Source organism: Streptomyces sp. NPDC103540, from assembly GCF_055584445.1.
In genome coordinates, this window is the sequence record NZ_JBVJMA010000009.1 from 295,673 (window position 1) to 309,396 (window position 13,724).

Sequence of the window (13,724 nt, forward strand, 5' to 3'; positions counted from 1 at the left end):
CCCCGTCTCCGCCGTACCCGACGACCGAAAGATGCGACGAGTTGAACACCGACAGCCCCGCCCCGCCCGCCTTCGGCGTCCACTCCGAGGTCGGCAGGCTCCGCAAGGTCCTGGTCTGCGCGCCCGGACTCGCGCACCGGCGGCTCACGCCGACCAACGCCGACGACCTCCTCTTCGACGACGTGATGTGGGTGGAGAACGCCCAGCGCGACCACGCGGACTTCGTCAACAAGCTCACGCAGCGCGGCGTCGAGGTCGTCGAGCTCCACGACCTGCTGGCGCGGACGATGGAGATCCCCGAGGCCCGCGCCTGGCTCCTCGATCGCAAGATCACCGCCAACGAGGTGGGCCTGGGACTGCTCGACACCACCCGGGCCTTCCTGGAGACGCTCACCTCCCGCGAGCTGGCCGACTTCCTGATCGGCGGACTGGCCACCGCCGACCTGCCCGACGACTACCGACCCCCGTACGTCGCACTCGCCCGCGAGGGCACGGGCGCGCGGGAGTACCTGATGCCTCCCCTGCCCAACACCCTCTACACCCGGGACACGACCTGCTGGCTGTACGGCGGCGTCACCCTCAACCCGCTGTACTGGCCGGCCCGGCACGACGAGACCCTCCTGATGAAGGCCGTCTACACCTTCCACCCCGACTTCAAGGACTCCACCGTCTGGTGGGGGGATCCCGAGCGGTCCTGGGGCCAGGCCACCTTCGAGGGCGGCGACATCATGCCCGTCGGAAACGGCGTCGTCCTGATGGGCATGAGCGAGCGCACCTCCCGCCAGGCCATCACCCAGGTCGCCGCCTCCCTGTTCCGGGGCGGCGCGGCCGAACACGTCATCGTCGCCGGCATGCCCAAGCTCCGGGCCGCCATGCACCTCGACACCGTGTTCACCTTCGCCGACCGGGACATCGTCACCCTCTATCCCACCATCATGGACGCGGTGCACACCTTCTCGCTGCGCCCCGGTGACGCGCCGACCGGCGTCCACATCACGGACGAGGGGAGTCGTCCCTTCGTCGAGGTCGTCGCCAAGGGCCTCGGCCTCCCCGGGCTGCGGGTGATCGAGACCGGCGGTGACGTCTACGCCTCCGAGCGGCAGCAGTGGGACAGCGGCAACAACGCCGTCGCCCTGGAACCCGGGGTGGTCTTCACGTACGACCGCAACACGACGACCAACACCCTGCTCCGCAAGGCGGGCGTCGAGGTCATCACCATCGTCGGAGCCGAACTCGGGCGAGGACGCGGCGGCGGCCACTGCATGACCTGCCCGATCATCCGCGACGCCGTCACCTTCTGACGGCGCGGTCCCGCCCGCGGCGCCCGGCCGGTGGACCGTCTCGCCGACCGCCGACCGCCGCCCGGAGGTCCGTGGGCCCGCGGGTCCGTCCGTTCAGGGGGCGGGCGGCGGGTTCGGCGGGTCCTCGCGGTCGCGGTCCTCGTCCCTCGGCTCCGCGGGGGGCGTGTCCCCTGCCGGGCCGATGCGCAGTTCGAAACCTCCCGCGTACTTCTCGTGGCCCGCGATCACGGCCTCCTCCACCGCCTCCTCGGCGAGTTCGACACGGACGATCAGCGGGTCCCGGCGCAGGTCCCTCAGGAGGGCCCAGCACATGCCGATCATGACGAGGACGAACGGCGCCGCGACGAGGATCGTCAGGTGTTGCAGGCCTTCCAGGGCGTCGCCCTTGCCCTGGCCGACGAGCAGCATCACGGCCGCCACGCCACCGGTGACCACGCCCCAGAAGACGACGACCCACCGGCCCGGTTCGAACGTGCCCTTCTGGGAGAGCGTGCCCATCACGATCGAGGCCGCGTCGGCGCCGGAGACGAAGAAGACGCCGACGAGGACCATCACGAGCAGGCTCATCACACCGGCGATGGGGAACTCCTGGAGCACGCCGAAGAGTTGCGCCTCGGGCGTGGTCGCGGCGCCGAGTTCTCCCTGTTCCTTCAGACGCATGGCCGTGCCACCGAAGACCGCGAACCAGACCAGGCTCACGGTGCTGGGCACCAGGATGACCCCGCCGACGAACTGGCGGATCGTACGGCCCCGGCTGATGCGGGCGATGAACATGCCGACGAACGGCGTCCAGGAGATCCACCAGGCCCAGTAGAAGACCGTCCAACTGCTCAGCCAGTCGGCGACGTCACCGCCGCCCGTGGACGCCTCGGTGCGGCCGACCAGTTGGGGCAGCTCGTCGAAGTAGGCGGCGAGGGAGGTGGGGATGAGGTCGAGGACCAGGATGGTGGGGCCGACGACGAACACGAAGACGGCGAGGACGACGGCCAGCACCATGTTGATGTTGGAGAGCCACTGGATGCCCTTCTCGACACCGGACACGGCGGAGAAGACGAAGCAGACGGTCAACACCCCGATGACGGCGACGAGCAGGCCGGTGCCGGCCTTCTCCAGCCAGCCCACCTCGTGCATGCCGCTGCCGATCTGGAGCGCGCCCAGTCCCAGGGACGTGGCGGAGCCGAACAGCGTGGCGAAGATCGCCAGGATGTCGATGACGCGGCCGGGGGCGCCCTCGGCGCGCCTCTCCCCGAGGAGCGGGACGAAGACGGCGCTGATCGTCTGCCGCCTGCGGCGGCGGAAGGTGCTGTACGCGATGGCTAGGCCGACGACGGCGTAGATGGCCCACGGGTGCAGCGTCCAGTGGAAGAGGGTGGTGGCCAGAGCCGTCTGCATGGCGTCGGCCGAGTCGGCGGGGTCGGTGCCCGGCGGCGGGTCGGCGTAGTGCGCGAGGGGTTCGCTGACGCCGTAGAACATCAGGCCGATGCCCATGCCGGCGCTGAACATCATCGCGACCCAGGAGACGGTGCTGAACTCCGGCTTCTCGTGCTCCTGACCCAGCTCGATCCGCCCGTACCGGCTGATGGCGAGCCAGAGCGCGAACACGACGAACCCGGAGGCGACCAGGACGAACGCCCAGCCGGCGTTGTGCATCAGGCCGTTCAGCAGGGTGTCGGAGACCCGCTCCAGGCTGTCGGTGGCCGTGACGCCCCAGATGACGAAGCCCAGGGTCAGGGCGGCCGTCACGCCGAAGACGATCCGGTCGGTGACGGCCTCCTCGTCCTCGTGCGGATGACGGCCGGGCAGGGCCGCCTTCACGGGCAGTCGCCGTCTCTGTCCCCGCTTGCGTTGCTCGTCGGACACGGGCCGCACCTCTCGCGATCACGGGTACAAACGCCTCCGCCCTCCGTATCACGGCGCGTGCGCGGGTCCCGGGACCAACAGGCCTCCGACGGTCGACCCCCGTCAGGGGTTGGGCCGCCCGGGTGACGTCGGGCGAGCGCGGCGGATGCGCACGGGGCCGCGCGCCTTCGACGGGTCGACGGGTCGGCCACCCTGGGTGATCTCCACCTCGCCGGCCTCCACCAGGCGGCGCGCCGCGCCGCGGGCCGGTTCCATCAGGGCCCGCCACCCCTCGTCGTCGCCCGTGTACACCGCCCGGGCGGCGTCGGACGGGCAGATCGTGGCGCCGGGGGCGCGGTGGTCCAGCAGCTCCGTGATGGCCCGCTCCAGGAGCCGTCGCGTCTGCCGCCCGTGGTCGGTCACCCCTCCAGTGTGGCACCGGGACGCGCCCGGCCCGGCTCACGCTCCGCGACCGGCTCCGCGGCCCGCTCCGGGTCAGGCGAGGCGGAGGGCCGTGGTGATGGTCTTGCCGTCGGGGCGCGCGTCGCAGGCGACGTGATCGCTCAGGCGTCGGATGAGCGGCCAGCCGAATCCGCCCGGATTGTCGGCGGTGCCCGTCCTGGGAACGGGCAGTCGTGGGTTCGCGTCACCGACCGCCAGGCGCAGGACGTCGCCCGCGACGTCGGCGCGGAAGTGGGTGATGCCGCCGCCGTGGCGGATGGCGTTGGTGACCAGTTCCGAGGTGACGAGCAGGGCGTCCGCGGCCATGACGCTGTCGAGGCCGACGCCGGCCCGCAGCAGCAGCTCGCACACCCTCTGGCGGGCGGCGGCCGCGGAGTCGGGCGGGCCGGGGGGCCGGGGGGTGTCCCCCCGCCGCGACCGCGGGTCGTGCGGGGAGTCGAAGGGCGGGCGGGGTGGGTTCATGCGTCATCGCCTGCCCATGGTCGGCGCGTCGTACCGCGCCGGCCCGTTCGGGGACGGGGGTCGGTGCTCAGCATGTCATCGCGGTCTCCAGGCTGTCCGCCATGCGGAACACGGACGCGGAGCCGGTGACCTCGAACAGTCGCCGGACGGCCGTGTGGAAGGGACCGGCGAGGACGAGCGTGGCCCCCGCGGCCGTGTGGGCTCGCTGGGCGTCGAGCAGCGCGTGCAGCACGGAGGAGTCCGCGAAGCGGGTCCTGGAGAGGTCGACCACGGTGCGCCGGGGACCCCTGGACGCGGCCTGCGCGAGGGCGCCCGCCAACCGGGGCGCGTGGTCCTCGTCGACCTCTCCGCGCAGGCTGATGACCGCCACGTCCCGGTCCGTCGTCGTGGCGACGACCGCTCCCTCTCCACTCACCGGGACATCCTCCTACATCGTGCGCGGCCGGCGCGACCCCCTCCCGCGAGTGCCGCACGGCCGTTCGTCACCCGCGGGAGGGACGGCTCGACACGGCGTCCCGGCCGCGCGCGGTTGCGAGGGGGAGGGCGGATGGAGGATGGTTGCCGCAGGACAATGGTTTCTCCGGTCACTTTCCGACGTGACGAAACGCGATGAAGAGGTGAGGGGTTCGCGCAGCGGGCCTTCAACGATTGGTTCCTTCCACCGAGACGACGCCCGGCTCTTCCGTCGCGGGCCTGCCGTGGAGTCAGGCCCCCTACCCCGCTCTGGTGGTGGACCTCCGGGCGGTCGTCGTCCAGGTCAACGACCCGGCCCGGCTGGTGTTCCCGCGCGCCCTCCCCGGTTCGCCCCTCGCGGACGCGGTGCCGGGGTGGCTGACCTCGGCGCACGCGCGCTACGCCGCCGTCCCGCCCGCGCGGGGGTCGCTCGCCGGGGCGCAGGAGGTCCGGGGGGCCGTCGGCGAGCGCTCGTACGAGGCGCATCCGACCCGGTGTGACGACGGGACGGTCGTGTGGTGGCTGGTCGACGACACCCACCACCGCCTGGCGCGCGAGGCCCTACGGGCGGAGCGCGAACGCACCGCATTCCTGGTCCGCTCCTCCAACCTGCTGCTGTCCTCGCTCAACCTCGGCCGGTGCATGGACGTGACCGCGCAGATGGCGGCCGACCACCTCGCCGACGCGGCCCTGGTGATCGCCCCGGCGCACGGGGCCGAACTGCCCGTCGTCTCCTGCCTGCGCGGCGGCGGCCTGACGGTGTCCCGCGCGGCCGTCGCCCCCGAGGAGGTACCGGGTCTGGCCGAGGCGCTCCAGGGGTTCCCGCCCGTCCCCTCCCGGTGGCTGGACCCGTCCGCGGCGCCGGACTGGCTGGTGCCCGAGGGGTTCGGCGCCGTCGGATCGATCGTGATCACGCCGCTGCCCGGGCACGGGGTCCCCGCGGGCGCCCTGGTCCTGTTGCGTCGCGACGGGGCGAGCGCCTTCACGGAGGGCGAGGAGGTCTTCGCCCGGTTGTTCGCCGCCCGCGCGGGGGCGGCCATGTCGGCCGCCAGGCTCTACTCGGAGCAGGCGTCGATCACCGACACGCTGATGCGGGAGCTGCTGCCCCCGTCGCTGCACCAGGTCTCCGGCGTCGAGTACGCGGGCGGCTACCGGCCGTCGAAGGACCACGAGCGGGTCGGCGGGGACTTCTACGACGTCCATCCGGCCACCCGCGAGGGCGACGCCTCGCTGGTCGTCCTCGGGGACGTCTGCGGCAAGGGGCTGGAGGCGGCGGTGATGACGGGCAAGATCCGCAACACCCTGCACGCCCTGCTGCCCATGGCCGACGACCACCACCGGATGCTGAGCCTGCTGAACACCTCGCTGCTGAACTCCGACAGCACCCGCTTCGCCACCATGGTGCTGGCCTCCGCGACGCGCGACGGCAACGCGGTGCGGCTGCGCCTGACGAGCGCCGGGCACCCCGCTCCGCTGATCCTGCGCTCCGACGGCCGGGTGGAGGAGGCCCCCACGAAGGGCACGCTCGTCGGCGCGCTGCCCGAGATCTCCACGGAGACGGCCTCGGTGACCCTGTCCCCCGGTGACACCTGCGTGCTCTACACCGACGGCATCAGCGAGGCGCGGGGCGGACCGATGGGTGGCGCGATGTTCGGGGAGGAACGGCTTCACCGCGCCCTGTCGCAGTGCGCGGCGATGCCCGCGGAGGCGGTGGTGGAGCACGTGCAGATGCTGACCTCGCGGTGGGTGGGCACGGGTCGGCACGACGACATGGCGCTCGTGGTGATCGCGGCGCCCCGCACCAACCACCTCAGTGCCGTCGACGGCCACACCCGCGGGCGGTTCACCGCGTGAGCGCTCACGACACGGCGCGGGGCACGGTGCGCGGTACGACCCACGACACGACCCACGACACGACCCCCGGCACCGGGCACGACACCGCACACGACCCGGCGCACGACGGCGCGGTGCCCTCGCACGCGCCCCGTCCCGCTCCCGGCACGGAACGGCTCCTCGCGCGCGTGTGGGAGTCGGTGACGGCCCTCGACGAGGCCGCCACGGTCGCCACGCTGCTGCGCGCGTTGGACGAGGGCGCGCGGGCCGAGGACCTCCTGCTCGACGTCATCGCCGCCGTCCAGGGCCGCGTCGGCAGCGAGTGGGCGGCGAACCGGCTCACCGTCGCCCAGGAGCACGCCGCGACGGCCATCAACGACCGGGCCGTCGCCGCCCTCGCGCTGCGCGCCGCGGCCCGCCCGGTGGCGGGGCGCGGCCGTGTCACGGTGGCCTGCGTGGACGGCGAATGGCACGCCCTGCCGGCCCGGCTGCTGGCCGAGGTCCTGCGGCTGCGGGGCTGGCACGTCGACTACCTCGGCGCACAGGTCCCCGCCCCGCACCTCGTCGCGCACCTGCACCGCACCGGCCCGGACGCGGTGGCGCTGTCCGGATCCCTCGCGACCCGGCTGCCGGCCGCGCACGCGACCATCACCGCCTGCCAGGCCGTCGGCACCCCCGTGATCGTCGGCGGCGCCGCCTTCGGTGCCGACGGCCGCTACGCCCGGCTGCTGGGCGCGGACGCGTGGGCCCCGGACGCCCGGTCCGCCGCGGACGCGCTCGCCGCCGGACCGCTGCCCCGCCCCCGAGCCGGCCACCAGGCCATCGACGACCTGCCCCACCTGAAGGACCAGGAGTACACGCTGGTCGCCCGCAACCGACCCCGGCTGGTGCGCGCCGTGTTCGGGCGGCTGGAGGAGGCCTTTCCGGCGATGCGCGCGTACACGCAGGCGCAGCGCGAGCGGACCGCCGAGGACCTCGCGCACATCGTCGAGTTCCTGGCCACCGCGCTGTACACCGGTGACGAGGAACTGTTCTGCGGGTTCCTGCTGTGGACCGCCGAAGTCCTGCGCTCCCGGGGCGTCCCGGCCGGATCCCTCGTGCCGGCCCTGGACCTGCTCGGACGCGAGCTCCACGACTTCCCCCGCGCCCGCTCCGCCCTGCGGGCCGGCAGCGCCCGCCTGACCCGTACCCCCCACACCGCCGCCGGGATCCCAGAATGACGAGCCTTCCCCACTCCTCCCCGCTCAGCCTCACGTGCTCCGCCTCGCAGGGCACCGTGCGCGTCGAGCTGCGCGGCGACCTCGACCACCTCTTCACGGACCGGCTCCTCGACGTGGTGGACCGGGTGCTCGCCGAGCACCGACCGATGCGGCACCTGCGGCTGGACTTCACCGGGCTGACCGGTGTCGACTCCAGCGGTCTGGCCGCGCTGCTGATGGTCCGGCGCCGCACCGACGCGGTCGGTGCGGGGCTTCACCTCGACGGCCGGACCGTGCAGTTGAACCGGCTCCTGGAGGTCACCGGGACCCTGGAACACCTGACGGCGCCGGGCGTGCGGTCCGCCCGTTCCCGGGGGCCGGAGACGTCCGTCTGACGTCGAGACGGTCACCGGTCGGGGCCTGGCGGGCGACTGCCGGGGCCTGGCGGGCGGCCGGGTGGCGACCTCGGCTTCAGCGGGCCGGGCGCGCGTTCGGCACGGCGGCCCAGCTCCCGCCCTTGACCGTGTACACCGTCAGCCGGCGATCGAGCGTGTCCCCGCTGCCGTCGAAGGCGACGCGTCCCGTGACCCCGTCGAAGCCCAGGCGGGCCACGGCGGCGGGCAGTCGCCCGCGGGCATCCCCGGGAAGGGTGCCGCCGTTCGCCGCCACGACCGCCTTGACCGCTTCGATGAGGCTCCAGGTCGCGTCGTAGGCGTACGGCCCGTACCAGCCGGCCGCTTCCTGGAAGCCCGCCCCTCCGTAGCGGGCCAGGAAGTCCCGCCCGGCCGCCGAATCCTCGGCGGGCACGCCGATGTTGGTCGCGAGGTCGCCCTCGGCGTGCGGGTTCGCCGTGAGGTACTGCCGGTCGAAGATGCCGTCGCCGCCCATCAGGGGGGCCGTCACGCCCGCCTGCTCCAGCTGCCGGGAGAGCGGCGCGGCGGTGTCGTGGTAGCCGCCGAAGTAGACGGCGTCGGCCTGCGAGGAGCGCACCCGTTCCGCGAGGCCCGCGAAGGCGCGCTCGGCGGGGTCGACCTGCTCGGTGCCGACGACGGTCCCGCCGAGCTTCGTGAACTCGGCCGTGAGGCCGGAGGTGAGGGCGGTGCCGTGGGCGCTCGCGTCGTCCACCACGTACAGCCTGGTCCTCTTCGCCTGGCCGTGCAGGTAGCGGGCGGCGAAGGGACCCTGGTCGACGTCGGTCGCGACGGTGCGGAAATAGGTGGGGTAGGGCCGCGTGATGGTGCCCGCGGCCCAGTCGGGTCCCAGGGTGAGCACGGGGTCGGTGTTGCCGGGCGACACGACGGCCATGTCCGCCCGCGCGAGCGGCGGGAGGAAGGTCTTGGCGACACCGGAGTTCAGGGGGCCGACGACCCCGATCACCTTCTCGTCGGACACGAAGCGGGCGGCGTTGGAGGCGCCCTTCGCGGGGTCCGCGGCGTCGTCCAGGGCCTTGATCTCGAACTTCACGCCGGGAACGTGCCCGGCCTCGTTGGCGGTGCGGGCCGCGAGTTCGGCGGAGTTCCTCATGCCGGCGCCCAGGGCGGACAGGCCGCCGCTGAGCGGTGCGTCCACCCCGATCACCACGGTGACGGCGGAGGCCGCCGAACCGTTGCCGGCCGCCCCGCCGTGGGGCGCGTCCTCGTCACGGGTGAGGGTCCAGGTCAGGAGGGAGCCCGTCGCGAGGGTGGCGAGCACCGCGGCCAGGACCACGGAGCGTCGGGCCGGGGGCCGCCGCCCGGCGGGGAGGCCCTCGCCGTCCTCCGTCCCGTTCGACACCACCGGGGTCGCTCCGGCGGGGTCGAGGACGGTCGGCGTCCGGGTCGGCGCGGCCGGCGTCGCCGGCGTCGCTCGGGGCGGGGGCTCCGGCTGCCGCCGCGAGGATGTGGGTGTGGGGTCCGGGGTGGCCGGCGCGGCGTCCGGTGTCGCCCCGGAGTGGCTCGCGCGCGGGTCCGGGGCGCGGGGGGAGGCGGGTGCGGGGTCGGACTCCGGTCCGGCGGACGGACCGTGGGCGGGGGCGGGGGTGGTGGACCGCAGGACCGATGCCAGCATCTCGGCCGCCCGGTCGGCGTCGACGCGCCGGTCCGGGTCCTTGGTGAGCAGCGCGTCCAACACCGGTGCGAGCGGGCCGGCGTGGACCGCCGGCCGGTGCGGTCGGGTAAAGACGGCCACGGCCAGGGCGTGGAGCCCTTCCGCGTCGAAGGGCGGGCGTCCCTCCACGGCGTGGTAGAGCGTCGCGCCGAGTGCCCACAGGTCGTTGGCGGGAGTGGGCCGCTTGCCCTCCAGTTGCTCCGGCGGCATGTAGTGGGGCGTGCCGATGACGGTCCCGCTGTGGCTCAGCCGGGTCGTGGCGTCCGCGAGGTGGGCGATGCCGAAGTCGGTCAGGACGACGCGGTCCTTGGTGAGGAGCACGTTGTCCGGCTTGATGTCGCGGTGGACGATCCGTGCCCGGTGCGCCTCGGCCAACGCGTCGAGCACGGCGGCGCCGATCTCGGCGACCCGGCGCACGGGCAGGGGCCCGTCGTCGCGGATGGCGGCGGCCAGGGAGCGGCCCCGGACCAGTTCCATGACGATGACGGGGGCGCCGTCGTGCTCGACGACGTCGTGGATGGTGATGATCCCGGGGTGGCTGAGGGTGACCGCGGCGCGGGCCTCGCCGGTGAACCGCCGCAGCAGCGCGGCGCGGTCGGCGTCGTCGAGTCCCGGCGGGAAGACGATCTCCTTGATCGCGACCTCGCGCCCGAAGAGGTGCCGGTCGAGGCCGCGCCACACGCGGCCCATACCGCCCTGGCCGATGCGTTCGACCAGCTGGTATCGGCCGGCGATGAGTTCGGGATTCTGCTCGCTCACGCGCACACTCTAGGGGCTGCCGAGCCGATCGGGTGCGGAATCCGTGGCGTGATCCCACCCCTCGGAACACCCGCTTCCGGACCGCCCGTCACCGCCGTGGTTCCGGGCGGGCCCCAGGTCATCGCGGTCGGGGTGGGTGCGGGGCGAGGTGGGTCCGGTCGCGCTCGGCGACCGCGTCGATCGGGCCGGCGGCGCGGAGCACCACGTCGAGGACGCGGTCCGGTTCGGCGGCGTAGCAGTGGGCGAACCAGGCCATGTTGGCCTCCACGACGGCCCACCCGCCGTCGGCGAGCCGGCCGACGTCCAGGCACACCGCGCTGGGCAGGCGGGCGGCCTCGGCGTCCAGCACGGTGCGGCCGAAGGCGAGGCTCTCGGCGTCCGGCGGGGCCGGGTCCAGGCGTCCGTGGACGGCGTAGCGGCTCGCGGTGACGACCTCACCGTCGAGGACGAACAGCCGGTACTCGGCGGTGAACTCGACCACCCCGCTCACCAGGACCGGCGTGGATGCGTCGAGCCCGGCGGGCAGGTCGCCGCCGTCCTCGTAGACCTGCGCGGGCAGCGGGTCGATCTTGGCCGAGGGCGGTTTCACGAAGGCCCGCTCCCGGGAGGTCCGGGCCTCGGCGAGGGTGGTGAGCCGCACGGGGCGCCGCAGGAGCCGGTGCGGCAGGTGCGTCAGCCAGTCGTCGGCGGGTTCGAGGAGCCCGAGGCCGAGCGGACCGGCGAGGCGCGCGGCCGCGCGGGGACCTCCGTACCAGTGGACCCGGCGTCCTTCGAGGCCTGCCGCGCGGTCGGCCACGTCGTGGCCCCGCCAGGCCGCCGCGCGGGCGAGGAGTTCGGCGGTCGAGGTGCGGGGCGCGGACAGGAGGAGGACGGGTGGGGTACGGGTTTCCATCCGGGCGACCCTAGCGGAGCGGTGGTGCGGCCCGAACGGGCGGTCGGCCGTTCGGCCTTGGCACCGGCCCGTACGACGTCGGGGTCGGCCCGTACGGCCCTGGCGTTGGCCCGTACGGCCTTGGCGTCGGCCGCGCATCGGCCCCCGTGCGGGGCCGGCGCGCGCCCGCTCAGGGGGCCGGGGCCGGGGCGTAGACGACGAGGGTCTGCTCGGGGCTCCCCGCCACGTGGAAGGCGGTGTAGGCGTAGGTGACCACGGCCCCGTCCGGCGACCGGAGCCGCTTGCGGCCGCCGCCGCGCGCCTCGACCTCGAAGTGCGGCCACCACGCGCGGACTTCGGGGCTGCCCTCGCGCAGTTCGTCGACCAGCCGCGCGAGTCGCGGGTCCTCGGGGCGGGCCCCGGTCAGGGTGCGCACCCGTGCGAGGAGTCCGCGCGCCTCCGCTTCCCAGTCGACGAGCACCTCCCGCGCCCGCGGCTCCAGGAACGTCCAGCGCGCGAGGTTCGGCCGCCGCCCGTCCCCGGGGAGGAGTCCCGGGAACGCCCCTTCGGTGGCCGGGTTGTGGCTCAGTACCTCGTACGCGCCGTCGATGACGTACGCGGGATGCGGCTGGAGCAGCAGCGGGACGACGGCCACGTCCGGGTCGAGGGGCGCGGGCGCCGTCTCCCCGTCGGCGGGCGCGCGGCCGGCGAGTCGGAAGAGGTGGTCGCGTTCGGGAGGGCCAAGGCGCAGCGCGCCGGCGAGGGCCTCCAGGACCTGTTCCGAGGCGCGGACGTCCCGGCCCTGCTCCAGGTACGTGTACCAGGTGGCGCTCATCCCGGCGAGCAACGCCAGTTCCTCGCGCCGCAGGCCCGGGGTCCTGCGCCGGCCCGTGGGCGGCAGGCCGACCTCGCGGGGGGTGATGCGCTCGCGGCGGCTGCGCAGGAAGGCCGCCAGCTCGCGCCGTTGTTCCCGCCGGGGGTCGGACATACGGCTACCACCTCTGATTCCAGGATAAGTCGGCTCTGGATACCAGGCTAAACCCCTCGCACACTGGCCTTGCCGCCGGTCGAAGGGCGACGGCGGATCAGCGGTACGGGAGGAACACGGTGTCGGGCATCAAGGGCAAGGTCGTGGCCATCACGGGGGCGAGCAGTGGGATAGGCGAGGCGACCGCCTTGCTGTTGGCCGGGCGGGGCGCCCGGCTGGTGTTGGGCGCGCGCCGCACCGAGCGGCTGGAGCGGTTGACCGCGCGGATCGAGGAGGCGGGCGGTGAGGCGGTCCACCTCCGTACGGACGTGACGCGCATCGGCGATCTGCGCGCGCTGGTCGCGCTGGCGGGCGAGCGCTTCGGGCGGTTGGACGTCCTCGTCGGCAACGCCGGGGTGGGCACGATCTCGCCGCTCGACGATCTGCGGATCGAGGAGTGGGACCACATGGTCGACGTCAACATCAAGGGCGTCCTCAACGGCATCGGCGCGGCCCTCCCGGTGTTCCGCGCCCAGGGCGGCGGTCACTTCGTCACGACCGCGTCCACGGCCGCCCACCGCGTCGTGCCGACGATGGCCGTCTACGCCGGCACGAAGGTCGCGGTACGAGCCATCTGCGAGGGCCTGCGGCAGGAGGCGGGGCCGACCCTGCGGGTCACCACCGTCTCGCCGGGCGTGATCTCCACCGACTTCGCCGAGGCGTCGAACAACGAACGGGTCCGCGCCGACATCACACGCCTGCGGGAGGAGGTCGGCATCGCCCCCTCGGCGGTGGCGCGGGCCGTCGCGTACGCGATCGAACAGCCCGCGGACGTGGACGTGAACGAGATCGTGGTGCGACCGACGGCCCAGGGCTGACCGCGATCCGGTGACCCCTCGCGGTCGGAGCACCATGCCGTCCGGCCGGACTGGCCGCACTAGCCGGACGGGGTGGCGTCGGTCGGCGGGCCCTGTTGGTAGAGCGCCACCAGCACGCCGTGCAGGGGCTGTTCCTCCGTGTCCTCCTCGGCCTCGTCGACCAGTCGGGCGAGGGTCTCGCCGAGTTCCCGCGCCCGGTCGGGACTCAGGCGCAGGTGGCGCAGCGTCAGGTGGGTCTCCGTGGGCGAGAGGTCCAGTTCCTGGGCGAAGGCGGCAAGCATCGCCGCGGTGCCCGCCGCCTGCGGTTCGGCGACGACCATGCGGCGGGCCGTGCGCTGGTGGTACTGCTCGGTGCCGCCGCGGACCGGGCGGGTCTCGGTGATGTGGACCAGCCCGGCGTCGCGGAGCACTTTGAGGTGGTGGGCCACATTGCCCTTCGCCGCGCCCAGCCGCGCCGCCAACTGCCGTGCGGTGGCGGGCCGGTGGCCCAGGGCGAAGAGCAGGCGCTGGCGCAACGGGTGGGCGAGCGCCGCGAACTGCTCGGGCGCGCCGATCTCCAGGACGTCCTCGGGAGGCTGCGGGTGGGAAGACTCATCACGCATGCCGAAAGTATCC

General features: G+C 74.1%; 13 protein-coding genes. 5 read left to right on the forward strand and 8 right to left on the reverse strand.

Features of this window, described 5'->3' with window-relative positions:
- The first annotated feature begins 41 nt into the window (after nt 1-41).
- Complete coding sequence (locus tag ACZ6ZI_RS23375; RefSeq protein ID WP_469523882.1) at nt 42-1,301, forward strand: arginine deiminase; 1,260 nt, start codon at nt 42-44, stop codon at nt 1,299-1,301.
- 93 nt (nt 1,302-1,394) lie between these two features.
- Here the strand turns inward: ACZ6ZI_RS23375 and ACZ6ZI_RS23380 are convergent, their stop codons facing one another.
- The 4 genes from ACZ6ZI_RS23380 to ACZ6ZI_RS23395 form a co-directional block, all read right to left on the reverse strand.
- Nucleotides 1,395-3,161: a BCCT family transporter gene (locus tag ACZ6ZI_RS23380; protein WP_469523884.1), complete on the reverse strand. Its 1,767-nt coding sequence runs from the start codon at nt 3,159-3,161 to the stop codon at nt 1,395-1,397.
- A 102-nt stretch (nt 3,162-3,263) separates the two neighbouring features.
- Nucleotides 3,264-3,563 (reverse strand): DUF3253 domain-containing protein, encoded by a 300-nt coding sequence (locus ACZ6ZI_RS23385; protein WP_469523885.1) that lies wholly within the window; start codon nt 3,561-3,563, stop codon nt 3,264-3,266.
- Between the two features lie 72 nt (nt 3,564-3,635).
- Nucleotides 3,636-4,064, reverse strand: a complete 429-nt coding sequence (locus tag ACZ6ZI_RS23390; RefSeq protein WP_469523886.1) for an ATP-binding protein — start codon at nt 4,062-4,064, stop codon at nt 3,636-3,638.
- A 67-nt stretch (nt 4,065-4,131) separates the two neighbouring features.
- Complete coding sequence (locus ACZ6ZI_RS23395) at nt 4,132-4,479, reverse strand: STAS domain-containing protein (protein ID WP_469523888.1); 348 nt, start codon at nt 4,477-4,479, stop codon at nt 4,132-4,134.
- Nucleotides 4,480-4,787: 308 nt separating this feature from the next.
- Between ACZ6ZI_RS23395 and ACZ6ZI_RS23400 the strand changes: the two genes are divergently transcribed.
- From ACZ6ZI_RS23400 to ACZ6ZI_RS23410, 3 genes are all read left to right on the forward strand, one after another.
- Nucleotides 4,788-6,371, forward strand: coding sequence for a PP2C family protein-serine/threonine phosphatase (locus tag ACZ6ZI_RS23400; protein ID WP_469524014.1), 1,584 nt, complete (start codon nt 4,788-4,790; stop codon nt 6,369-6,371).
- A gap of 113 nt (nt 6,372-6,484) precedes the next feature.
- On the forward strand, nt 6,485-7,570 hold the full coding sequence (locus tag ACZ6ZI_RS23405) for a cobalamin B12-binding domain-containing protein (protein ID WP_469524015.1): 1,086 nt from the start codon (nt 6,485-6,487) through the stop codon (nt 7,568-7,570).
- Nucleotides 7,567-7,944: an STAS domain-containing protein gene (locus tag ACZ6ZI_RS23410; protein WP_469523889.1), complete on the forward strand. Its 378-nt coding sequence runs from the start codon at nt 7,567-7,569 to the stop codon at nt 7,942-7,944. Before ACZ6ZI_RS23405 ends, ACZ6ZI_RS23410 begins: the two co-directional genes overlap by 4 nt.
- Before the next feature lie 76 nt (nt 7,945-8,020).
- Here the strand turns inward: ACZ6ZI_RS23410 and ACZ6ZI_RS23415 are convergent, their stop codons facing one another.
- From ACZ6ZI_RS23415 to ACZ6ZI_RS23425, 3 genes are all read right to left on the reverse strand, one after another.
- Complete coding sequence (locus ACZ6ZI_RS23415) at nt 8,021-10,393, reverse strand: bifunctional serine/threonine-protein kinase/ABC transporter substrate-binding protein (protein WP_469523891.1); 2,373 nt, start codon at nt 10,391-10,393, stop codon at nt 8,021-8,023.
- 118 nt (nt 10,394-10,511) lie between these two features.
- A complete protein-coding gene (locus ACZ6ZI_RS23420) occupies nt 10,512-11,285 on the reverse strand; it encodes an ATP-grasp domain-containing protein (protein WP_469523893.1) in 774 nt (257 codons plus the stop codon).
- Nucleotides 11,286-11,454: 169 nt separating this feature from the next.
- A complete protein-coding gene (locus ACZ6ZI_RS23425; protein WP_469523895.1) occupies nt 11,455-12,252 on the reverse strand; it encodes a helix-turn-helix transcriptional regulator in 798 nt (265 codons plus the stop codon).
- A gap of 119 nt (nt 12,253-12,371) precedes the next feature.
- On the opposite strand from ACZ6ZI_RS23425, the gene ACZ6ZI_RS23430 reads away from it, so the two are divergent.
- Nucleotides 12,372-13,109, forward strand: a complete 738-nt coding sequence (locus ACZ6ZI_RS23430; protein WP_469523897.1) for an SDR family oxidoreductase — start codon at nt 12,372-12,374, stop codon at nt 13,107-13,109.
- 59 nt (nt 13,110-13,168) lie between these two features.
- Here the strand turns inward: ACZ6ZI_RS23430 and ACZ6ZI_RS23435 are convergent, their stop codons facing one another.
- A complete protein-coding gene (locus ACZ6ZI_RS23435) occupies nt 13,169-13,711 on the reverse strand; it encodes an ArsR/SmtB family transcription factor (RefSeq protein ID WP_469523899.1) in 543 nt (180 codons plus the stop codon).
- Between the last annotated feature and the right edge of the window lie 13 nt (nt 13,712-13,724).